General features: G+C 42.8%; 23 protein-coding genes. 8 read left to right on the top strand and 15 right to left on the bottom strand.

Going from position 1 to position 21537, the window contains the following annotated elements:
• Positions 1–147 precede the first annotated feature (147 nt).
• The 6 genes from O9290_RS17240 to ahcY form a co-directional block, all read right to left on the bottom strand.
• The gene (locus O9290_RS17240; protein ID WP_002795860.1) at positions 148–537 is read right to left on the bottom strand and encodes a type II toxin-antitoxin system VapC family toxin; all 390 of its coding nucleotides are present in this window, start codon (positions 535–537) and stop codon (positions 148–150) included.
• Positions 534–731 (bottom strand): hypothetical protein, encoded by a 198-nt coding sequence (locus O9290_RS17235; RefSeq protein WP_002789758.1) that lies wholly within the window; start codon positions 729–731, stop codon positions 534–536. The genes O9290_RS17240 and O9290_RS17235 overlap by 4 nt, the downstream gene beginning before the upstream one ends.
• A gap of 128 nt (positions 732–859) precedes the next feature.
• Complete coding sequence (locus tag O9290_RS17230; protein WP_288055572.1) at positions 860–1285, bottom strand: type II toxin-antitoxin system VapC family toxin; 426 nt, start codon at positions 1283–1285, stop codon at positions 860–862.
• Positions 1282–1581, bottom strand: a complete 300-nt coding sequence (locus tag O9290_RS17225; RefSeq protein WP_106909992.1) for a hypothetical protein — start codon at positions 1579–1581, stop codon at positions 1282–1284. The genes O9290_RS17230 and O9290_RS17225 overlap by 4 nt, the downstream gene beginning before the upstream one ends.
• Before the next feature lie 132 nt (positions 1582–1713).
• On the bottom strand, positions 1714–2319 hold the full coding sequence (locus O9290_RS17220; RefSeq protein ID WP_106908852.1) for a DedA family protein: 606 nt from the start codon (positions 2317–2319) through the stop codon (positions 1714–1716).
• Positions 2320–2522: 203 nt separating this feature from the next.
• Complete coding sequence (gene ahcY, locus O9290_RS17215; protein ID WP_002763358.1) at positions 2523–3800, bottom strand: adenosylhomocysteinase; 1278 nt, start codon at positions 3798–3800, stop codon at positions 2523–2525.
• A gap of 243 nt (positions 3801–4043) precedes the next feature.
• Between ahcY and O9290_RS17210 the strand changes: the two genes are divergently transcribed.
• Both O9290_RS17210 and O9290_RS17205 read left to right on the top strand, forming a co-directional pair.
• Complete coding sequence (locus O9290_RS17210) at positions 4044–5231, top strand: ImmA/IrrE family metallo-endopeptidase (RefSeq protein ID WP_288055569.1); 1188 nt, start codon at positions 4044–4046, stop codon at positions 5229–5231.
• Positions 5231–5701, top strand: a complete 471-nt coding sequence (locus tag O9290_RS17205) for a PIN domain-containing protein (protein WP_002763355.1) — start codon at positions 5231–5233, stop codon at positions 5699–5701. Before O9290_RS17210 ends, O9290_RS17205 begins: the two co-directional genes overlap by 1 nt.
• Positions 5702–5763: 62 nt before the next feature.
• Here O9290_RS17205 and O9290_RS17200 read toward each other — a convergent pair whose 3' ends face one another.
• From O9290_RS17200 to O9290_RS17185, 4 genes are all read right to left on the bottom strand, one after another.
• Positions 5764–6435, bottom strand: a complete 672-nt coding sequence (locus O9290_RS17200; protein WP_002763354.1) for a riboflavin synthase — start codon at positions 6433–6435, stop codon at positions 5764–5766.
• Positions 6436–6450: 15 nt separating this feature from the next.
• Complete coding sequence (gene proA / locus O9290_RS17195; protein ID WP_288055567.1) at positions 6451–7746, bottom strand: glutamate-5-semialdehyde dehydrogenase; 1296 nt, start codon at positions 7744–7746, stop codon at positions 6451–6453.
• A gap of 486 nt (positions 7747–8232) precedes the next feature.
• Positions 8233–9405 carry a 1-deoxy-D-xylulose-5-phosphate reductoisomerase gene (gene dxr, locus O9290_RS17190; protein WP_002763350.1) on the bottom strand — a complete coding sequence of 391 codons (1173 nt, stop codon included), beginning with the start codon at positions 9403–9405 and terminating at the stop codon, positions 8233–8235.
• 484 nt (positions 9406–9889) lie between these two features.
• Positions 9890–10723, bottom strand: coding sequence for an acyl-CoA desaturase (locus O9290_RS17185; protein WP_002763349.1), 834 nt, complete (start codon positions 10721–10723; stop codon positions 9890–9892).
• A 119-nt stretch (positions 10724–10842) separates the two neighbouring features.
• On the opposite strand from O9290_RS17185, the gene O9290_RS17180 reads away from it, so the two are divergent.
• The 4 genes from O9290_RS17180 (at position 10843) to O9290_RS17165 (ending at position 15429) form a co-directional block, all read left to right on the top strand.
• Positions 10843–12066 carry a methionine gamma-lyase family protein gene (locus tag O9290_RS17180; RefSeq protein WP_288023780.1) on the top strand — a complete coding sequence of 408 codons (1224 nt, stop codon included), beginning with the start codon at positions 10843–10845 and terminating at the stop codon, positions 12064–12066.
• 155 nt (positions 12067–12221) lie between these two features.
• The gene (locus tag O9290_RS17175; protein WP_149107230.1) at positions 12222–13037 is read left to right on the top strand and encodes a prohibitin family protein; all 816 of its coding nucleotides are present in this window, start codon (positions 12222–12224) and stop codon (positions 13035–13037) included.
• Between the two features lie 317 nt (positions 13038–13354).
• Positions 13355–14617 carry a vWA domain-containing protein gene (locus O9290_RS17170; protein ID WP_288055564.1) on the top strand — a complete coding sequence of 421 codons (1263 nt, stop codon included), beginning with the start codon at positions 13355–13357 and terminating at the stop codon, positions 14615–14617.
• Complete coding sequence (locus O9290_RS17165; protein WP_288055563.1) at positions 14614–15429, top strand: TPM domain-containing protein; 816 nt, start codon at positions 14614–14616, stop codon at positions 15427–15429. The genes O9290_RS17170 and O9290_RS17165 overlap by 4 nt, the downstream gene beginning before the upstream one ends.
• An 85-nt stretch (positions 15430–15514) precedes the next feature.
• On the opposite strand, the gene O9290_RS17160 is transcribed toward O9290_RS17165, so the two are convergent.
• The 4 genes from O9290_RS17160 to O9290_RS17145 form a co-directional block, all read right to left on the bottom strand.
• Positions 15515–16687, bottom strand: a complete 1173-nt coding sequence (locus O9290_RS17160; RefSeq protein ID WP_079205890.1) for an RNA-guided endonuclease InsQ/TnpB family protein — start codon at positions 16685–16687, stop codon at positions 15515–15517.
• The gene (locus tag O9290_RS17155) at positions 16665–17273 is read right to left on the bottom strand and encodes an IS607 family transposase (RefSeq protein WP_287107615.1); all 609 of its coding nucleotides are present in this window, start codon (positions 17271–17273) and stop codon (positions 16665–16667) included. Before O9290_RS17155 ends, O9290_RS17160 begins: the two co-directional genes overlap by 23 nt.
• A gap of 87 nt (positions 17274–17360) precedes the next feature.
• Positions 17361–17798, bottom strand: a complete 438-nt coding sequence (gene ruvX / locus O9290_RS17150; protein WP_288055560.1) for a Holliday junction resolvase RuvX — start codon at positions 17796–17798, stop codon at positions 17361–17363.
• A complete protein-coding gene (locus O9290_RS17145; protein WP_288055558.1) occupies positions 17798–19039 on the bottom strand; it encodes a GNAT family N-acetyltransferase in 1242 nt (413 codons plus the stop codon). The genes ruvX and O9290_RS17145 overlap by 1 nt, the downstream gene beginning before the upstream one ends.
• 212 nt (positions 19040–19251) lie before the next feature.
• On the opposite strand from O9290_RS17145, the gene O9290_RS17140 reads away from it, so the two are divergent.
• Both O9290_RS17140 and O9290_RS17135 read left to right on the top strand, forming a co-directional pair.
• The gene (locus O9290_RS17140; RefSeq protein WP_002741066.1) at positions 19252–19758 is read left to right on the top strand and encodes a hypothetical protein; all 507 of its coding nucleotides are present in this window, start codon (positions 19252–19254) and stop codon (positions 19756–19758) included.
• 8 nt (positions 19759–19766) lie between these two features.
• A complete protein-coding gene (locus tag O9290_RS17135) occupies positions 19767–20174 on the top strand; it encodes an MAPEG family protein (RefSeq protein ID WP_002763339.1) in 408 nt (135 codons plus the stop codon).
• Between the two features lie 90 nt (positions 20175–20264).
• Here O9290_RS17135 and O9290_RS17130 read toward each other — a convergent pair whose 3' ends face one another.
• Positions 20265–21305 (bottom strand): adenosine deaminase, encoded by a 1041-nt coding sequence (locus O9290_RS17130; protein WP_002763338.1) that lies wholly within the window; start codon positions 21303–21305, stop codon positions 20265–20267.
• Between the last annotated feature and the right edge of the window lie 232 nt (positions 21306–21537).

Raw genomic sequence — 21537 nt, 5'->3', positions numbered from 1 at the left:
CTCCAGCTACATCAAATGTTCCAAAAAAATATAGAAGAGTTAATGCAAATTAGCCGCTATCGGTTGAAGGATTACATCAAAGGACAAAGAGCGATATCGCTTGCCCTATCTACCTTCTAGCTCGCTTGTCCCCCTCTCAGCTATTATTTACCCCTCATCAATAAACGGGTTTTTAATATTTAAACTGGAAATCCCCTTAAAATCATCAACATTTCTAGTGACCAAACATCCATTTTGGCTCAATGTTGTTGCGGCAATAATGGCATCGGGAATCTTGATTTTATACTGTCGTTTCAGTTGAATAGTCAGATCTTCAATTTCTCTCAATATGGGAATTAATTCAAACTGTGAGAGTAAATCTTCAATTATCTGCTCTTCTTCCTTAGACAAAGTAGGAAAACTGAGTAACTCAATTCTGACAATTGGTGAGATAAAAATCTGATGCAAACTCAAAAAAGCTTGGGAGAAAAAAGAAGTAACTATATCGTCATCGGCTAAATAATAAATAAAAATATTGGTATCATAGACGTATTTCATCCATCCCACTCCCGACGAAGAGACTCTACATGAGATAGCATTGCCGCTTTTTTATCCTTAAGAATACCTTTGGCTTTAACCACCTTTTGATAATCTTTTTGCCAAAGCTGAAGCAGTGAATCTGGCACGTCTGCTGTAATAAAATTTTCATCTTCAGCAATCAGATAATTCCTTGGTATTTTAATCAGTGGCACAGCTTTTCTCCTAATACCAAACAGTATTTAATGTCTCTCTCTGTCATAGACCATCATTATATATTATCATCACAAGTACGGTAGAGCCACCAAGTCAAGGAATATTCGGGTGATAAAACTAACTTTGTTTAATTTAGAGCGGGATTAAGTAATTCTACCTGACAGCGTAATGCTGCATCTATTAATTGCTTATCATTGGTAGCCAATGGTAAATCTAAGCGCAAAGCAAGTTCTAAGTAAGCAGCATCATAAGAAGCTAATTTTTGTTCTCTTGCTAGTGTTAAAGTCCTGCCAAAAGCTTGGACTGAAGTTAAAGAATCAATAGTAATAAGTAAAGACTGTAACCAATTAATCGATGCTTGAGTTTGCTCGACCGTCATCCGATTTCTTCTTTCTGCGACTAGGAGAGTATTGACAATCTCTAAAGACCAAATTTCGGGAACAAATGCTTCGGCGTTTGGCATTATGTCTAATACTGCGTTAGCATAATCGTTATCTTCATCGACCAAACACCAGCTAATTGCTACCGAACAATCTAAAACGAACTCAATCAAAACCGCCTCCCTTCTTCTCGCATGGCACGAATTTCACTTTTAGGTAAAGCTACAGTTTTTTGAAGGCGGCGCATTCCTGAAATAGCTTGGGTAATAGATTGCTCTACTACTGGGTTGCCCCAAGCATTATAGCGAGGTTTTCTTTCCTCTTTTCTACTTGCTAAATCTTCACTGACTTCTTGAACCGCTTCAACGGTTACTGTAACATTTACTTCAGTTTCTTTAAAATCGGACGGTATATGCAAATGTAAGATTCCATCTCTACCAATCTGAGAACGTAGTTTAATTGTTGGCATATTAAAACCTCGTATATTCTTATCCTTTTGCCCCTTTATAAGCAGTAAAACGTAGGGTGCGTTAGACGGCAAAAATTGCTGCTGTGACTGGAAGGTGACAATCCGTCGTAACGCACCACCTATCATCAAAACTTACTCATACCGGCGGTTACGTTTGCGGACAATCCAGAGGATAAACCAGATAACCAGGACAAGTAGGGCTATTTTTGACACGGGAGCCAGATATTCTTCCACAAGGGGGTAATTTTTCCCTAAAAAGTAACCTGCTGCCGTTAAAAAAACGACCCAGAGGGTCGTGCCGATGGTGGAGTAAACTAAAAAGGGAATCATCGCCATGTGATTCATCCCGGCGGGTAGGGAAATCAAAGTTCGTACTCCGGGGACTAAACGACAGAGTAAAACCGCTTTACTACCGTGACGGTTAAACCATTGATTAGCTTTTTGAATATCTTTAGCGGAAACGGTAATCCATTTGCCGTATTTATCGGCTAGTTTTTCGATTTTTTCCTCATCCACAACCCGACCGAGATAATACCAAGGTAGCGCTCCGACTACGGTTCCGACAATCCCCGCTACCACTGCCGGAATAAATTGCATTTGTCCCTCATGGACGGTAAAACCCGCTAGGGGCATAATTAATTCCGAGGGAATGGGAGGAAAAAGATTCTCTAAAAACATTAATAGGGCTATGCCTAAATAGCCCATAGAAGTCATTGTATTTGTAATCCATTCAGTCATAATTTTTTAGGATTTAGAAAACAGTTTAAAAGTAAAAAAAGGGGGTTGGGTGTTAGGGGTGGGGAAGTGGGGAAGTGGGGGAGTGGGGAAGTGGGGAAGTGGGGGAGTGGCAAGAATAAATCAAAGCAATCTCCTGACGACCGACTCCTGACGGCTAAAAAACTGATGACTGATAACTGATAACTGATAACTGATAACTGATATTAGGTTCCGGAAGTCCAGGAGTTGATATATTCTAATTGGGCTTCGGTGAGAGTATCGATTTCAATCCCCATGGCTTGCAGTTTCAAACGGGCGATTTCTTGGTCTAATTCGTAGGGAATCGAGTAGATGCCGGGGGCTAATTTACCTTTATTTTTAACCAAGTATTCTACACCGATCGCTTGGTTAGCGAAACTCATATCCATAACGGCGCTAGGATGACCTTCGGCGGCTGCGAGGTTAACTAGGCGACCTTCACCGATAACAACGACGGATTTACCGCTTTTTAGGCTATATTGTTGGGTAAAGTTGCGAACTTCCTTAACATTATCGGCTTTTGCGCCTAAAGCTTGCAGGTCGATTTCAATATCAAAGTGACCGGAGTTGGAAACAATCGCCCCATCTTTCATCAGGTCAAAATGTTCAGCCCGGATAACGTGCTTGTTACCAGTGACAGTGATGAAGATATCGCCTTCTTTAGCGGCTTCATCCATGGGCATAACCCGGAAACCGTCCATCGCCGCTTCAATGGCGCGCACGGCGTTAATTTCGGTGACAATTACATTAGAGCCTAAACCTTTGGCCCGCATAGCGACACCTTTACCACACCAACCATAACCAGCCACAACCACGGTTTTACCGGCAAGAAGGATATTGGTGGCGCGAATGATACCATCAAGGGTAGATTGACCTGTACCGTAGCGATTATCAAAGAAATGCTTGGTTTCTGCGTCGTTAACGTTCATTGCGGGGAAGGATAACACCCCGGCTTTGAGCATGGCTTGCAAACGGACGATACCGGTGGTAGTTTCTTCGGTAGTACCGATAATGTCGGGTAATTGGTGACTTCTTTCTTTAACTAGAGTAGCCACTACATCACAACCATCATCGATGATAATCTGGGGTTTATGATCGAGGGCGATTTGAACGTGACGGTGATAGGTGTCGTTATCTTCCCCTTTGATTGCATAAACGGGGATGCCGTAATCAGCCACTAAACAAGCGGCCACATCATCTTGGGTGGAAAGGGGATTACTAGCAATTAGTAACGCATCAGCGCCACCGGCTTTTAGCGCGATGGCCAAATTAGCGGTTTCGGTGGTAACGTGACAGCAAGCGACTAAACGCAGTCCGGCAAAGGGTTTTTCGATAGCGTAACGTTCCGCTAATTGACGCAAAACGGGCATTTCCCGACCAGCCCATTCGATGCGCTGTTTGCCGATGGGGGCTAAACTAATATCTTTGATGTCGTATTTCTGTTGAACTGGTGTTGCTACCATAAGGGGTTTTCCTTAAATACAAGCCTCGGCTATTGGTTAATTTAACTTAACATTGTCTGGGGATTTTGGCTAATGTCAAGCTTTTCACCGGTTTTTTATATAGGAAAAAGTTATCAATCCCTCACTGACCTATCCAGAACTCGGTACATTGTCTCTATTTTGGGTAATTATATAGTACAATAAAACTACTGTATGATCTAAATCAAGCTAGAAATCTCTATCTCGTGATGATAAGATCGACTAATGGGCGAGAAACTGACAGGCGTTAATCCCAAGATAATCCAATGGGCAAGAGAAAGGGCGAGATATTCTCTTGAGTCTGTGGCACTCAAGTTTAAAAAAGAGGTTTCTGTTATCGAGAAATGGGAGTCAGGAGAGGACTTTCCTACCTATAGTCAATTGGAAAAGTTAGCAGAAATATATAAACGTCCTCTCGCTTTATTCTTTTTCCCAGAACCTCCCCTAGAAGCGGAGGAAAAACAAGAATTTAGAACTTTGCCAGACTTTGAAATCGAAAACCTGGCCGCCGATACTATCTATGCTTTACGACAAGCAAAAGCGATGCAATTGTCGCTACAGGAAATTAATAATGGTATTAATCCTAGTACCAAGAAAATCTTTCAGGATATTGCGGTTAGTTCTAGTGATGATTTAAGGAGATTAGCCGAACAGATAAGAAATTATTTAAACGTTACTCTAGAAGAACAACTGAACTGGAATGATCAGGAAACTGCCTTAAAAAAATGGCGTAGTGCCGTGGAAGAAGCTGGTATTTTTATTTTTAAGCGTTCTTTTAAGCAGCGAGAAATTTCGGGATTTTGCTTGATAGATATTGAATTTCCGATCATCTATCTTAATAATAGCACGGAAAAATCTAGACAAATATTTACCATTTTTCATGAATTAGCACATATTCTTTTGCAGACTAATGGAATTACTAAGTCTGACGATAGATATATTAATAGTTTGCAAGGAGAAAATAAATATATCGAGATATTTTGTAATAAATTTGCTGCGGAGTTTTTGCTTCCTAATCATGTCTTTTCTGAGATAATCAGAGAAACAATAGTTAACGTTAACGATAACGATAAAATTATCTCGAAAATTTCCAGTGATTATAAGGTTAGTCGAGAAGTAGTTTTACGAAAACTATTAGATAATAACTTAATCTCCCAGAAAGAATATACTCTTAAAGTAAGGGAGTGGTACAGTGAGCAGGTGGGAAAAAGTCAGGACAAAAATAAAAAATCTGGAGGTGATTACTATGCTAATCAGGCGACATATTTGGGAGAAAATTACCTAAAACTTGTGTTCAAGAAATACTATCAAGGCCAATACGATATCGAGCGTGTTGCTGATTATCTAAACATTAAAAAAGTTGCTACGGTGGAAAAACTTGAACAATATTTATTAGACAAAGGACTGTTTTGATGGTTTACATTTTTGACACAAGTAGTTTTAAGGTCTTAGGAAACTATTTTCCCAAAAGTTTTCCTACCGTTTGGCAAAAAATCGATTTGATTGTGTCAGAAGGTAAACTACAATCAGTACGCGAAGTGCTTAAAGAAGTAGAATATGGCAATAATAAACAATTTGTTTTAGATTGGATAAACTCCAATAAACAAATATTTTTACCACCCACTGCTCAGGAAACTTTATTTATTCCTGAAATTTTTTCTATAAGAAACTTTAAGGATTTAGTGATTCAAAAAGCCAGATTACAAGGAAAGCCAGTGGCAGACCCATTTATTATTGCCTGTGCCAAGATAAAAGACGGTTGCGTAATTACCGAAGAAGCCTTAAAGCCTAATGCTCCCAAAATCCCCACCGTCTGTCAACACTTTTCTATCGATTGTACCAATGTTCAGGGTTTAATGGAGCGAGAAGGTTGGCAATTTTAAAACTAAAATTAATGGATAAATTGCCAATAAATTTATATGTTGAAAAGGCTTTTTCTGGAAAACTAATAACCATGTTCAGCCAGAAATTCTAGGCTAATCTCGCTAGGAGGGTGATAAGAGCGCATTCCTAACAATTTTTCCACATATTTGCCTAAAATATCCCCTTCTAGATTCACCCAATCGCCTAATTTTAAATGGGAAAGATTGGTTTCGGCGTAGGTGTGGGGGATGACAGCCACTTTAAACCAGCTGCCGGAGGCATCACAATCGGCCACGGTTAAACTAATGCCATTAACAGCTATACTGCCCTTACCGACGATATAACGAGCTATGTAGTTATTCCACTGCTCTTCTAGGGAACTAGGGGCAGCAAAGGTCATTTCCCACGAATTAGCCACGATTATCGATTCGACTAAACAGCCAATACCGTCCACATGACCGGTGACAAAATGACCGCCGATTTTACTACCCACCCGCAAAGAGGTTTCTAGGTTAACGTTGGGTTCTGTTTTAATCCTTCGTCCTAAAGTAGTGCGCTGTAGGGTTTCCGGGGAAGCGGTGGCCAGAAAACCCTCTGGGAGAATTTCCTCGACTGTCAAACAAACCCCATCCACAGCCACACTATCACCAATCATTAAATCTCGGATAATTGTATCAGAGGATACAGACAAATAAAGTCTATCGGTATCCACGACCCGGATTGTTGCCAAGGCTTGAATTAATCCTGTAAACATCGGCTTTTTTCTCGACTATAAGTCCTTATGAGTGAAAGATTGGGCATTTTCCCCAGAATAATCGGCGACAATATGACCATCTCCGGCTAATTGATATTTGTAGGTCACTAATCCCTCTAATCCCACCGGACCACGGGGAGGCATTTTTTGGGTACTGATACCCACTTCGGCCCCAAAACCGTAACGGAAACCATCGGCAAATCGGGTGGAACAATTATGAAAAACTCCGGCGGCATCGACTCGATCGCTAAAGGTTTTGGCCGTGTTAAAATTTTCGCTGACAATGCCTTCCGTGTGTCGAGAACCGTAATAATTAATATGTTCGATCGCTGATTCCAGACTATCGACAATTTTAATTGACAGAATTAAATCACTATATTCGGTTTGCCAGTCTTCTTCTGTGGCCGATGGTACGTTAATCATCTGACGAGTTGCTTCATCTCCCAATAATTTAACCTTTTTTTCCTCTAATGCTTGTGCCACTGCGGGTAAAAATTGTCTAGCGATGTCTTGATGAACCAATAAAGTTTCAATGGTATTACAAGCGGCAGGATATTGGGTTTTGCCATCGACGGTAATTCTAATTGCTTTGCTTAAATCGGCTTCTTTGTCGATGTAGAGATGACAGATACCATCGGCATGACCGAGGACAGGAATGCGGGTATTATTTTGGATATAACGAACAAATTCGTTAGAACCTCTAGGAATAATTAAATCGATGTATTGATCGAGTTTTAATAGTTCCTGAATTTCTTCTCGTGTTGTTAATAATCGTACCGCTGCTGGATTAACTTTAGTTTGACTCAATGCCTGATGAATAATTGTTACTAAAGCTTGACAAGAACGGATCGCTTCTTTCCCCCCTTTTAAAATAACGCCATTACCAGATTTAATCGCTAAACTGGTAATTTGAATTAAAGCATCGGGACGAGCTTCAAAAATAACGCCTAAAACCCCTAAAGGACAGGTTATTCTCCGAAGAATTAAACCTTGATCTAATTCCCGATTAATTTGCATCGTAGCTAAAGGATCTGCTAATTTAGACACATCTCGCACCCCGGCAATAGCGGCTTTTAATTTGCTGGGACTTAACTCTAATCGCGCACATAAAGCCGGAGATAATTGCATCGCTTTGGCAGTTTGAACATCGGCGATATTAGCTTCTAGTATCTGATCAGCATTGGCAGTTAAAGCCTCAGCAATAGCCTCTAAAGCTTCATTCCTTTCTTCGTTAGTCAGGATAGCCAGTTGACGACTCGCTTGACGGGTTTCTCTGGCGATTTCGGGGAGGGATAGAGAAGTTGTAACCATAGAAAATTAAAAGTAATAACCGCTATCTTGTTTATTTTATCTTATTTTTGATCAAGTTTCAGGGTCATTACACCTCATTGTAAAAATCAAAAATTGTTGTTAGGGTTAGGAGTCAGTAGTCAGGAGAATTAAGAATGAATAATAATCAATTAAATGGTCTATTTACGGATTTTAGGCAATTTAATCCTTATTTTTGCCGTTTTTGAACCCTCAAAAATTAATTAGTCAAGAGGTTTATTGAAGGTTAAGTAGGTAGGCGTTAAAAGTTATCAGATCCCCCCGCCTATCGGCACCCCCCTTATCAAGGGGGGCAGGGGGGATCGAACCTAAAATCCATTTTTAATTTAATTATAACCAGCTACTTATCAACCCTTGTCATGATCATCATAAATCTAGTTAACTAGAAAAAATAGCCGAAATTAGTGATTTTTCTATCCTATATCTGTAGAGACATTATAGTTAACATCCCTACAGAATCTAGACTATCTAGACCGGATTGGCAATCAGACAGTTAGATACCTCTTGACGCGCCCAATTATCGGCGGCTAAAATGTCATCTAGGCTAGGGGTAGAAGTGTTATGAATTGCAAAGCGATCGCAAACTTTTTCGATCACCCGGGGAATATCTAAGAAGCTAATCTTTTCTTCTAAAAATAACGCTACCGCTTGTTCATTAGCCGCGTTTAATACTGCTGGCATTGCCCCACCTGCGCGGCCAGCTGCGTAGGCTAATCCCATACAGGGATATTTTTGATGATCGGGTTCTTTGAAAGTTAAACTGCCGGCTTTAACTAAATTCAAAGGTTCCCAATCGGTATAAATTCTTTCGGGCCAAGACAAGGCATATAACAGGGGTAAACGCATATCTGGCCAGCCTAATTGAGCTAAAACCGATGTATCCTGTAACTCAATTAAAGAGTGAATAATACTTTGAGGATGAATAACAATATCGATCGCATTATAATCGACACCAAATAAATAATGAGCTTCGATAACTTCTAGACCTTTATTCATTAAAGTAGCCGAATCGATGGTGATTTTTCTGCCCATAGACCAGTTGGGATGTTTGAGGGCATCAGCTACGGTTACTTGCGGCAATTTTTCCACGGGTAAATCGCGAAAAGCACCCCCAGAAGCAGTGAGAATAATCTTTTTTAATCCCCCAGTGGGAACTCCCTGTAAACACTGAAAAATAGCTGAATGTTCCGAGTCAGCAGGTAATAATTTAACTCGGTGTTTTTCCACTAAAGGCAGCACCACTGGACCGCCAGCAATCAGGGTTTCTTTATTAGCGAGGGCAATATCTTTACCAGCAGTAATAGCGGCAATCGTCGGCAGCAATCCCGCACAACCGACAATTCCCGTGACGACGCTTTCGGAATCGCCATAACGGGCCACTTCGATTACTCCTTCCTTTCCTGCTAGGATAATCGGGGTATAGTCAAGGTCGGAAATTAGGCTTTTTAGGTCTTCTAGTTGACTTTCGTTATTAATCGCCACGATTTGCGGGCGAAATTGCCGAATTTGCTCCGATAGTAGTTGAATATTATTACCCGTGGCTAATCCCACCACTTGAAACTTATCGGGATGATCGGTGACAATATCGAGAGTTTGAGTGCCGATCGAGCCTGTAGAGCCTAAAATCGAGATTTTTTTCATTAGAAACTTAATATAATTTGGGGATTAGCTTTAAATATACGTTCTCCGGGGTCTTTCCGGCACATCAGCGTAAATATTAAACATTTGTTAAAAAAGTTGATAGTTTGACCTTTTTATGCTAAGGCTTAGAAAAAGTTAGCGATAGAGATGGTGACAGAGAAGAAATCGAATAGAAAGGCCAATGGATTAGGCTGTCTAGCGGGGGGTCTGGTTTTTTGCCTCTTATTTCCCCTGTGTGTTTTCTTTTTTGGTTGGTTATCCTTCGCTCTTGGGATGAGTTGTGCTTTCCCCAGTCAATGTTCGACAGAGGGGGAAATAATCAAGTTTATCCTATCAATGATTTCGTTTTTTGGGGGAGGATTGGCAGTACCTATATTCCTCAGTTGTGCCGTGGGAAAAGCCGTCAGATTTGGGTTAAGTCGCAGAAAAAATAACCGAACTTAAACATAAGTTCGGCTAGATTTAATTTAACAACTGGATAAAACTAACTTTCTGTCGCCGTTGCCGTGCTGGGGGGTAACTTAATATTAGTAGCTAATCCCAGAATTTGCAGCAGACGAATGGTCATCCAAGTCAGGTCAACTTCCCACCATTGTAGGCCATGACGGGCAGAATACTGATAGGCATGGTGATTATTGTGCCAACCTTCACCAAAAGTTAGGAGAGCAACCCACCAACAATTTTTAGAATTATCGTGGGATTCATGGCTAACATAACCAAATTTGTGGGTGGCGCTATTGACAAACCAAGTGGAGTGGAAAACTAAGACCAAGCGAACAAAAATTCCCCAAATTACAAACGGCCAACCACCTATAGCATAGAGAATTAAGCCTAAAACAATTTGGATAGGAACAAAATAATTTTGACAGAATTTATAGAAAGGATCGTCGGCGATATCTTGGGTAAAACGAGCGATTTCTTCGTCGGCAGGAATTTCGTGCAGCATCCAACCCATGTGACTCCACCAGAAACCTTTATTAGAATCGTGGGGATCGGGAGCAGTATCAGAATATTTATGATGAATACGATGTAAACCTATCCATGCGATCGCACCCCCCTGACAAGCGAGGGTCCCGCAGAAAACCAGAAAGTATTCTAACCATTTGGGAGTCTTAAAACTCCGATGGGAGACCAAACGATGAAAACCGAGGGTAATTCCTAAACCCCCAGTAATCCAATAGAGAATTAATGTCACTCCCACAGCACCCCAGCTAAAATTGCCAGGCAAGAAGGCTAAAAGAGCCACTAAGTGGATAAAAGCCATGTAGATGAGAGTCACCCAGTCAATGGGCAGTTTTTCGGAAGTCGCAACAGTCATTGAATAACCCAAAGGGAAACAACAGGAGACAGAGCATCATTGTCTTATCTGTCTCGATTTGACACAGGGGGAACTTTGACGCTTAATAAATAGTAACAAATATCACAGTCTATTGTTTGATGGATATCCCCTCTCTACTCCACAGGGCAGAAAAGGCCCTACTCCCCATCTTTTCGGAAATTGACGCACAGGTCAAGGAAAATCTCCGTAAAGTCCTCGGTGCTTTCCGTGAAAACCGCGTCGGAGTGCATCATTTTGCTAGTGTTAGTGGTTATGGTCATGATGACTTGGGACGGGATACTTTAGATCAAGTGTTCGCCCAAGCCCTGGGGGCCGAAAAGGCGGCGGTGCGGGTACAATTTGTTTCAGGAACCCATGCGATCGCCTGTGCCTTGTATGGGGTTCTTCGACCGGGGGATGAGATGTTAGCGGTAGCGGGTGCGCCCTACGATACCCTAGAAGAAGTAATTGGGATTAGGGGCAGTGGTCAAGGCTCTTTAAAGGATTTTGGCGTTAGTTATCGGCAATTAGAGCTAGATTCTACCGGTGCGATCGATTGGTTGGCTTTGGCAACAGCAGTTAAACCCCAAACCCGTTTAGTACATATTCAAAGATCCTGCGGTTATTCCTGGCGATCGAGTTTGTCTATTGACGAAATCGAGAGAATTGTCCGTATAGTTAAACAACAAAACCCGAATACGGTCTGTTTTGTCGATAATTGCTATGGAGAATTTATCAACACCCAAGAACCCACCAACGTGGGAGCAGATCTAATGGCCGGTTCTCTAATTAAAAATCCCGGAGGTACAATCGTCACGGCCGGGGGATACATAGCAGGTAAAGCGGAATTAGTGGAAATGGCCTGCTATCGTCTGACAGCACCGGGAATCGGTAGGGAGGGAGGGGCAACTTTTGACCAAAATCGTCTTCTTTATCAGGGATTGTTTCTAGCACCGCAAATGGTGGGAGAAGCGATGAAAGGCAGTCATTTAATTGCCTATGTGGGCGATAAGTTGGGTTATCCAGTCAATCCGGCTCCTTTTGTGCCTCGACGCGATATTATTCAAGCGATTAAACTCGGTTCCCCCGATAAGCTGATTGCCTTCTGTAAAGCCATTCAAGCCTATTCTCCCATCGGTTCCTACTTGGATCCCATTCCTGCCCAAATGCCGGGCTATGAGAGCCAAGTAGTGATGGCTGGTGGCACGTTTATCGATGGTAGCACCTCGGAATTCTCCGCCGATGGACCCCTACGGGAACCCTATATCGTTTTTTGTCAGGGGGGAACCCATTGGACTCATATTTCCCTGGCCCTAGAACAAGCGATCGCTGCTTTGTCTTAAACGGGCCCTCTCACTTTCCTTCTCTCCTCTAGTTAATCCCAATCGAACTTTAAAAACTCAGTTATGGATTGTTTCTCCCCACTTTCCCATACTTTTTAAACAGGATTATAATAACAGTGGTACGATAAAACCGATCAAATATCTAAGGAGTTGTCATGAATTACAATCGCAATATGTTCCCATTCATAGCGGGGGGAATTTTAATATTAGCTTTTACTACCATACTGCGCCCTTTTGCCGTTATTGATACTGGCGAACGCGGCGTTGTCATGTACTTTGGCAAAGTGCAAAAACAAATCCTCGATGAAGGAATTCATCCCGTTATACCGATTGTCACCAAGATCAAGCCCATCAACGTTCGAGTGCAAACAACGGAAGTAAAGGCAAAAGGAGCTTCTAAAGATTTGCAAGATGTGGAAACAACTATTATCGTTAACTGGCACATCGACCCCGACAAAGTCAATCAGATTTATCAACAAGTTGGGGATATCAATGAGATTGTCTCTGGTATTATCAACCCAGCAGTATCGGAAATTGTCAAAGCGGCAACAGCACAACGTGCCGTACAAAATATCTTGCAAGAGCGAGGAGAACTCAAACGTGAAATTGACAATTCCCTCGCCCAAAGACTAAGACGTTATGGGATAATTATCAATGATGTATCTCTCGTTAATTTTGGTTTTTCTGAAAAGTTTAACGCAGCGATTGAAGCCAAACAAGTAGCAGAACAAAAGGCACAAGAAGCAGCTTTTCGCGCACAACAAGCAGCACAGGAAGCGAAAGCGGAAATCAACCGCGCAAAGGGACAGGCAGAAGCTCAAAAACTATTGCGCCAAAACCTAACAGCAGAAATTTTACAACAACGAGCAATCGAAAAGTGGGATGGACGTTTTCCTGTCGTCATGACTGGTTCAGGCTCCCTTCCCCTGATTAACATCGATTCCAATTTATTATCATCTCAAAAAGAGTAAATAACTTTAGTTCGCGTTAAAGAGATTTTGCCATGACTTCCACGAAAGAATAAGTCCGACCAGCCACGGTAAAATTTCCCACAAGAACTGCTGGGGCCGCATCTTAACTTTGTAGAAATATCGACAATCGGGAATTATCAGTGACTCTTAAATTATTCCCAATATATGAACAACCACAGGTGTGCATCGTAGATTGACAAAAATGAGATGCACCCAATGCTCGAACTTGTCTAACTCGATGCCAGACGGGAAAATAAGCACAAATTTAACTATACTCATTACAATATAAATATCAACGACCACGATAAAAAACTCTTATGCGGGTAACTCTAAAATCGGCCTTGAGTGACAGTCATATCGATGCTAATCAAAACAGCAGTCAACGTCAACTGATGCTATCGATCGCCGCCACCAGTGAACAGATCAACACAAATTTACCGATTAATCTTTGTTTAGTTCTCGATCATAGCGGTTCTATGCAGGGAAAACCGCTAGAAACGGTGAAAAAAGCGGCCTTCAGTTTAATAGAATCCCTCGGGGTTAACGATCGTCTCTCGGTAATAGCTTTCGATCATCGCGCCAAAGTTATTCTTCCCTCCCAATCGCGAGAGGATGATCTGACCTTAATTCGCTCAAAAATTCAACAATTACAAGCGGGAGGAGGTACGGCGATCGATGAAGGGATAAAATTAGGTATTCAAGAAAGTTCCACCGGCAGCAAAGGTTATGTGTCTCATATTTTTCTGCTTACCGATGGTGAAAATGAACACGGAAATAATCAACGCTGTTTAAAATTAGCCGCAGTAGCAGCTGAGTACGGTATCACCTTAAATACCTTCGGTTTTGGCGATCATTGGAATCAAGATATCCTAGAAAAAATTGCCGATATCGCTGGCGGAAGTTTATCTTATATCGAAAGACCCGAACAGGCTTTAATTGAATTTACTCGTCTATTTAACCGTTTGCAATCTGTCCGGTTAACTAACGCTTTCCTGCAATTAGAATTAGATGCTCGGACTCATTTAGCCGACTTAAAACCCATCGCCCAAGTTGCCCCAGAAACTATAGAAATGAGCCTACAAAAAGAGGGCAATTTTTACATCACCCGTTTGGGTGATTTAATGATAGATGAAGAAAAAATTATCCTCCTCAATCTCTATATCGACCAAATTCCCCCCGGTACTCATACCATAGCTAAGGTGAAGATTCGCTACGATGATCCCGCTTCTGGTCAAAAAGGGCTAGAAACTGCGACTGTTAGCCTTAATATCGCCTCCCAAGCTATCTATCAATCCCAATTAAACGAGCAAGTTCAGAAATCGACTCTGACTTTAGCCAAATATCGTCAAACCCAAATCGCTGAAGAAAAATTAAAACAGGGCGATCGAGCAGCCGCCGCCACCATGCTACAAACCGCCGCCAAAACCGCCTTACAATTGGGAGAAAAAAACGCCGCCACTGTCCTCCAAACTAATGCCACCCGTTTACAGGTGGGAGAAGAATTGAGCGAGGGAGATTTAAAGAAAACCCGCATTATTGCTAAAACAAGACTACAAACCGATGGAGAGACAGGAAAATGATTAAAATTCGCCCCTTGCCCCTAGGAATTTTTCTGGTGACAATGTTCGCTCTTCCCCCTGTTATTTTACCCCCCTTAGTCAACGCTATTCCCATTGAACAGATACCGAAACTAAATCCGCAAGGGGGATTATGGGTCAGCGATCGAGCTAATATTTTAAGTCGGGCGGGTGTTACGCAAATTTCCGGTGACATAGCCAAATTAGAGGTAGAAACCGGCGCAGAAATTGCTGTTGTCACCGTCCCCGATACCTTACCCTATCCTACCCCCAAAGCCTACGCCACAGCCCTATTTAATCGTTGGAAAATCGGCAAAAAATCGCAAGATAACGGGGTTTTAATCCTCGTTTCCCTCAAGGATAGACGGGTAGAAATCGAGACCGGTTATGGAGTCCAAAGATTTTTACCCGATGCTCAGGTCAAGGATATTATCTACACCTACATGATTCCTAGCTTCAAAACGGGAAACTACGAAGAAGGTATTCGAGCAGGTGTAACAGTTGTGAGCGGGTTTCTCCGTAGTGCTTATGGGTTGCGACAAACTGAATTTAAGCCTCAAATCGCAATGTCCATTCTTCATCTTGTTTTGGCTATCCTGATGGTGGGAGTGTCTTTTCCCTTGATGTTAATTCTATATTTTGTTTATTTTCGTTGTGCCGTTGGTGGCAATGGTCGAGGTGGCCGCAGTGGTGGCAGCAACGGCAATAGCGACTATTGCGGTTATGATGGTGGTGGTTATGGTGGTGGCGGTTATGATGGTGGTGATTTCGGCGGTGGCAGTAGCGGTGGGGGTGGCGGCGGCGGTGATTGGTAGAGTTGACACTCCCTCCCATGAGCGCTTCGGGGAGTGTCAATAGAGGCTTTGGCTACCAGTTCCGTTCTGTTAAACCTACTCAAATCTACTCATGAGCAAATTTGACGTTAACTTCCTGCTTCACTGTAGTAGTGTCGGCACTATCTACTCTACAAGCTGACACGGTGGAACTCACCGCCAAAGAAGCTAGATTCAGACTAGCGTTCAAGTCTCGACCGCAAACTACATGGCATTGCTCACACTCAAAAACTCTTTCAGTTAAAGATAGAGACTCTTTTTTGTACCCACAATTGGAACAGGTTTTACTGCTAGGAAACCACCTATCGGCTATGATTAATTCCGAACCATACAACTGAGTTTTATAATCAAGTTGTCTTCGGAACTCGTAAAAACCCATATCCTGAACGGCTTTAGCTAATTTGTGATTAGCCATCATCCCAGACACATTTAAATCCTCAATTACTATCTGGCCGTGGTTCTTGGCTAAATAAGTGGTGAGTTTATGTAACGTATCTTTACGGATATTAGCTATTTTAAAATGAAGTTTAGCTATTTGCCGTTGGGCTTTGTTCCAATTATTTGAACCTTTTACCTTATGTCGGTTCAAGTATTGAAGTCTGGCTAATTGTTTTTCGTATTTACGATAACTTTTAGAGCCTTCAAACGTTTCACCTGTCGATAAAGTAGCCAAAGATTTAATTCCTAGATCACAACCAACTACATCATAAGTTTTATTGGTTGTTTGCTGTTCAACTTCCATCTTAAAACTAATAAACCACCTATTAGCTTTTTTACTAATAGTAACAGATTTTGGCTGGTATCCATCAGGTAGCCGCTCGTAAGTTTTTAACCAACCAATCACAGGAACTTTTATCTTTTGATGGGCAATTTTAATGCTCCCATCTAAAGTGAAACTATCCTGTTTACCTTTCTTCTTGAAATTTGGTGGTTTAGCTATCTTCTTGAAGCATCTTTTCCAAGCATCAGATAAAGCTCTTAACGCCCATTGGGGGGCGCATTTAGACACTTGGTAATACCAATCATGCTCTGATTTTACCAATGCTACCAACCATTGATGAAGGTCAATAGCCGTAGGAAACTTGATTTTTTCATCAGGGTTAGCTTGATTATGGTCTAAAATTTGCTTGGTTAAAGCCAAACCCCAATTCCAAGCATGACGTGCGGTTCCTGCGTGTTGGGCTAATAATGAGCGTTGTTGATTATTTAGTTTTAACTCAGTCTTGAATCCTAGTAGCAACGTCTCTTAACTCCTCTACGATTTTTCTATTTTTATGGTTTCTAGAGCCATACAATCTAGCGGAAAATACCGTAATGATTTCTAAGACATCTGGCGCTAAATCCTCCTCAAATGTACTGTCTTCAGTTCGATTGATAATGACAACTTCAGTTCCGAATTGCTCACACAGACTAAAGATTAGTTCACTACCAAATCTAAGTAATCTATCCTTATGAGTTAAGACCAATCTCTCTACTTTACTATCAACAATCAACCGAATTAATCGCTTTAATCCTTTTTTGTTGTAGTTAAGTCCTGAACCTAAGTCGTCTATAATTTCAACTTGCCAACCGTTTTGAGCGCAAAACAGTTCGACAACTTCTTTTTGACGTTCTAAATCTTTCTTTTGGTCATGACTAGAAACACAACAATAGCCAACAGTATAGGAAAGATTCTCTTTTACTCCAAGCAACTGAGAAATTGTATAACGACGATGCCCATTAGCAGTCCGTTCTGGAATTAGTTTACCTTCAGACTCCCAACGCCTTAACGTCGATACGCTTACACCTTTCAATTTAGCGGCTTCCGATATGGTTAACTTACTCATAAAGCTATTATAGCATAAGTCATGAGTAATTTTGGATAGTATTAGTTAGGTTTTTGGTTTCTGTGATTAACCCTTGCCGTTATCTCCTCAAACAACAGTATTAACTCGCCGTCGGCGATCGAGCCATTGTTGTAAAATAATCGCCGCCGCTTCCCGATCGATCGCTCCCTTATCCCAAGAGGAAAACTGTTTTTTGGCTTTTAAGAATTCTTCCGCCTCTAGGGACGTGCAACGCTCATCAATGTATTCGAGGGGCAAATCTAAGGCGATCGCTAGTTTCTGGGCGTATTTTTGCACCTGTTGGGCCTGAAATCCTAGTTCTCCGGCCATGGTATAGGGCAGTCCCGCCACCAAAATCTTAATATTTCTTTCCTTGACAATCGCCTCAAACTGTGGTACCTCGGCAACAAAGGAAGAACGGATAATCGTGGTTAAACCGGTGGCGATTAAACCAGTGCCGTCACATCCTGCCACTCCTACCCGTTTTTTGCCGATATCTAAGCCGAGGGCGGCGACTCTTTCCATCACACTGGATGCCCCTGATCGGGGGGTTCCGAGGGCGGTTTGACCGGGGGAAGTTCCCCCGGACTGTCGAGGGGGTCCAGGGGGGGATTATTAGGCCATTTTAACCAAGACATCCGACTAGGGATGGGAGTTCGCGGCACCGGTTGTAAACCCTGCAGCATTTCTGCCAGGGCGGAATTTTCCGGCTTAGTTTCGCGGATTTTGTGCCATACCGAGCGCGACATCATTAGGGTGTGGGAACTGCGGATCGCTCCCAATTGTTCCAGATATTCCCGTCTTTCGTGCTGATAATCGGCAGATATCAACTCTAGCGAGCGAGGGGGATACTTGCGAGTGATCTGGGCCATCTGGATTAATAACTTAGGATAGAGCCAAGTGTAGGCGGGATGGACAATTAATTTCGCTTGATGGGGTCGCTCATCCCGATTAGATAGAATTAATTCAAAATAACCGATCGCCGCTTTTCGTTGCGGTTCAAAAACGTAACCGCGACTAATTTGCGGACCGCCGCACCAACCTTGACAGCGACCGAGTAAACTATCAACTAAATTGATTTTAAAATCCTGGATATGGCGATCAAATACCTGACGCAGTAGCGGCGGCATAGACACACAATCTAACTGATAGAGCAATTGAGCGTCAGCATTGCTCACAGGCAGTAAATTCGGTAAATCTGCCTCTTGTTTGCTCAATTCCTGTAATAATTGCGGCGGTAAAGACCAATAGGTTAATTCCGCCAAAGGCTGAAAACCGTGTTGCCGAAAAAGTGCCAAACTGTCCTTTTGATTGATATTAACCTCTAACACCCAGGTGCGCGCTTCCCAAACCGTTTCTAGACAATAACGCAGTAATTGCGCCCCGATGCCCTTGGGTTCGCTTAAAGACTCCCCTGGATGCACCCGCACCTGTTCCACCCGCCAAGTGCTGCGACTACTATTAAAAGGGGTGACTTGGATTGCCCCGCGAATTTTCCCTTCTTCTCCCCGATTGGCCATGGACTCAGCCACATAGACATGAAAACGGTGTTGGAGAGGATTGGGAAAAAAACTGAGAATTTTAAATAACCCAAACCAAGGCCGCACCTGCTGCACCTGGGTGCGGAAATTTTGGGCGCGACGATCAATATCCTCATCGAAGTCATCCAGGGTTAAAGCTTCAATGTCTTCCAAATCCCGATATTGTACGGGACGGATCTGGCGATCGCTAAAATCGTCCCCTTGGGGAACAGGAGAAGTGGTCATGGCTCTGGGGTAAATATCGTCTATGCACCTATCTTACCGTAGAATCTAGAGGCACTTCCCCACCAATAACAATTTTTGAGGGATCATAGGGGACCACCACCGAAAGAACACCTCGATCGGTAGCTGGGGTTTTTTGGGACAAATTTCCGATTATGACAATTCGATGCTACAATAACGGACGGTTAATCAGTCCGAATTTGCAGTAAAAGTCTTTGAGTCAATCTGTAGATACCACTAACACCCTAGACACTCTAGCTCAAGAACTAGCCGCCATTCAGCAGACCGGTTCTAAGCGCGTCGCTTTATTGGGTTCCCGTCACGTTCCCATCACGCACCAGCAATTGATCGAAATGATGGCCTATGCCCTCGTGCTGGCGGGCAATCGGATTATGACCTCCGGGGCGACGGGAACCAATTCCGCCGTCATTAAGGGGGCAATGCGGGCAGATCCTAATCTGTTAACCGTGATCTTACCCCAAAGTCTCGATCGCCAGCCCCTGGAATCCCAAGAACAACTCCAGCAGGTTATCCATCTGGTGGAATGTCCCGAAAATGACCATCTATCCCTAGGGGAAGCCAGCAGCCTCTGTAATCGCGAGATTATCAATCGTTGTCAACAGTTAATCTGTTTTGCTTTCCACGACAGTCAGACCCTTTTGCAAACCTGCGCGGAAGCGGAAGATCAACGCAAGCTAGTTACCCTATTTTATTTTGACTAAATTCAGCGATGAATCTCTCCGTCAGTGCCATTCTTCTCTATTCGATAGTGGCTGCCGCTATCTCTGTCTATCTACCTTTTCTGCTGGTGGCTTACGCTAGAGCTAAGGTGGGTTACGATACCTCCGCTCCCCGGGCCATGTTCGACCAACTCCCAGACTACGCTAAACGAGCAACTTGGGCCCATCAAAATGGTTTTGAAACCTTTATGATCTATAGTGCTGCCGCTCTCATGGCCTACGTTACAGGAGTATCCTCATCCCTGGCCGCTGTCTGTGCGATCGCTTTCGTGATCCTCCGGCTTCTATTTTCCCTTTTTTATATCACTAATGTCCCGATCGCTCGTTCCCTGATGTTCGGTCTCGGCTCTCTCTGTACCTATACTCTCTTTGGGTTGAGTTTAATCAAGATTCAGTAGAATTCCCCAAACCAGATGCAGGAGAGTCGGAAAACGCTATAGTTCGGGAGCGGTAAAGAAGTTGCTTAACCCGAACTAAAGTTAATTCTGTTACTGATAAACCGGTAATTTGGGATTATCCACTGATAACAAACCAGTTAAAAGTGAGGCGGGTTTTTGACTGTAGGGCCAGGCAAAAGCATGACGAAAAGCCGCATCTTGACAAGCTTGTAATTGTCGGAAATCGATCACGTCCAGGGTGAGTAAATTTTCGTACTCGAAGGGCAGCCGGACATTGTGTAAACCGGCATTATCGGTACAGATAGCAATATCAACCCCCGCTTCAAAACAGCGATCAAAGACTATCTTTAATTGCGATAAACTTTCGAGGGTGCCAGTTTTTAAATAGGTGGTGGGACAGACTTCTAAACATTGATGACGACGGGCAACTTCCGGCAGCAATTCCGGATATTGTAGGGGAATTTGAATACCGTGACCAATTCTTTGCAGATAGGGCAGTAATTGGGGATAACAACCGTCCTTTGTTTCGTAAAGATGGCCGGTGGTGTTTAAACCCTCTTCCCTGGCATAACTGTATAAACCAGCAAATTCCTCTAGTCGAGTTTGGTAGTAGGAATCACCCCCGGCAATATCGATCGCACAGACGTATTCTTTCATCTCTAGGGCCAGATCAACGATCGCTTTGTTGACTTGGGAGGGAAGTCGCGAGTGCATACAGAGAATTTGACTGGTAATAATCGGATATTCGCTCATTTTCGAGGCTTGACCGACGATCTCGACAATCGAGCGCATTTGCTCGATTCGCTCTGTTTGGTTCAAATGTTCGTCGGTGCGATAGTAGGGAGTATAGCGCAATTCTAAATAGGCAAGATTCTCGAAGATGTAAGCGCCGCGAATCAGACGATAAATAAAATAGGGCAAAGTTTGGGCGGTTTGAACACTTTCGACTAGGGTATGTAATTCCAAATACTCATCTAAACTATTGCGTTCACGGGTGTAAAATTCCTCAAAAGCGGGGTATTCCTGGAATTTGGCCGCTAAATCCCGCTCATGTCTGTGAAAGTAGCGCCAGAGAATTCTCGGTACTACCGATCCCCCTAAATGCCGATGCAAATCCGCGTATAAAGCCACAACTCCGCTGCTCCTTAGTCTCTCAAATGTTCCTTAAATATAACGAAGTTTTACAATTGTTTGACAATCGTTCCCAAATAGTATCAGTACCTAGGGTTTGCTGAAAAAGTTTTTCGTGGGGGCAGGGTGTGGGGTGTGGGGTGTGGGGTGTAGGGTTTTACCGATTTTCATCTGGTCAATTACCTAATTTTCAGGGAAAAAGTACCTGAATTTTCCCCCCGCTCACTCCCAG

It is taken from the genome of Microcystis sp. LE19-41.2A, from assembly GCF_027530405.1.
Classification (GTDB): Bacteria; Cyanobacteriota; Cyanobacteriia; order Cyanobacteriales; family Microcystaceae; genus Microcystis; species Microcystis aeruginosa.
This window is presented reverse-complemented; position numbering and strand designations above follow the sequence as displayed.

Excerpts from the sequence above, each read along its gene's own strand:
- O9290_RS17210 (WP_288055569.1), top strand. The coding sequence starts at position 4,044 with ATGGGCGAGAAACTGACAGGCGTTAATCCCAAGATAATCCAATGGGCA.
- O9290_RS17205 (WP_002763355.1), top strand. The coding sequence starts at position 5,231 with ATGGTTTACATTTTTGACACAAGTAGTTTTAAGGTCTTAGGAAACTAT.
- dxr (WP_002763350.1), bottom strand. The coding sequence starts at position 9,405 with ATGAAAAAAATCTCGATTTTAGGCTCTACAGGCTCGATCGGCACTCAA.
- O9290_RS17225 (WP_106909992.1), bottom strand. The coding sequence starts at position 1,581 with ATGCCAACAATTAAACTACGTTCTCAGATTGGTAGAGATGGAATCTTA.
- O9290_RS17220 (WP_106908852.1), bottom strand. The coding sequence starts at position 2,319 with ATGACTGAATGGATTACAAATACAATGACTTCTATGGGCTATTTAGGC.
- O9290_RS17145 (WP_288055558.1), bottom strand. The coding sequence starts at position 19,039 with ATGACCACTTCTCCTGTTCCCCAAGGGGACGATTTTAGCGATCGCCAG.
- O9290_RS17240 (WP_002795860.1), bottom strand. The coding sequence starts at position 537 with ATGAAATACGTCTATGATACCAATATTTTTATTTATTATTTAGCCGAT.
- O9290_RS17200 (WP_002763354.1), bottom strand. The coding sequence starts at position 6,435 with ATGTTTACAGGATTAATTCAAGCCTTGGCAACAATCCGGGTCGTGGAT.
- O9290_RS17185 (WP_002763349.1), bottom strand. The coding sequence starts at position 10,723 with ATGACTGTTGCGACTTCCGAAAAACTGCCCATTGACTGGGTGACTCTC.
- O9290_RS17165 (WP_288055563.1), top strand. The coding sequence starts at position 14,614 with ATGATTAAAATTCGCCCCTTGCCCCTAGGAATTTTTCTGGTGACAATG.
- O9290_RS17180 (WP_288023780.1), top strand. The coding sequence starts at position 10,843 with ATGGATATCCCCTCTCTACTCCACAGGGCAGAAAAGGCCCTACTCCCC.
- ahcY (WP_002763358.1), bottom strand. The coding sequence starts at position 3,800 with ATGGTAGCAACACCAGTTCAACAGAAATACGACATCAAAGATATTAGT.
- O9290_RS17175 (WP_149107230.1), top strand. The coding sequence starts at position 12,222 with ATGAATTACAATCGCAATATGTTCCCATTCATAGCGGGGGGAATTTTA.
- ruvX (WP_288055560.1), bottom strand. The coding sequence starts at position 17,798 with ATGGAAAGAGTCGCCGCCCTCGGCTTAGATATCGGCAAAAAACGGGTA.
- O9290_RS17170 (WP_288055564.1), top strand. The coding sequence starts at position 13,355 with ATGCGGGTAACTCTAAAATCGGCCTTGAGTGACAGTCATATCGATGCT.
- O9290_RS17155 (WP_287107615.1), bottom strand. The coding sequence starts at position 17,273 with ATGAGTAAGTTAACCATATCGGAAGCCGCTAAATTGAAAGGTGTAAGC.
- proA (WP_288055567.1), bottom strand. The coding sequence starts at position 7,746 with ATGGTTACAACTTCTCTATCCCTCCCCGAAATCGCCAGAGAAACCCGT.
- O9290_RS17135 (WP_002763339.1), top strand. The coding sequence starts at position 19,767 with ATGAATCTCTCCGTCAGTGCCATTCTTCTCTATTCGATAGTGGCTGCC.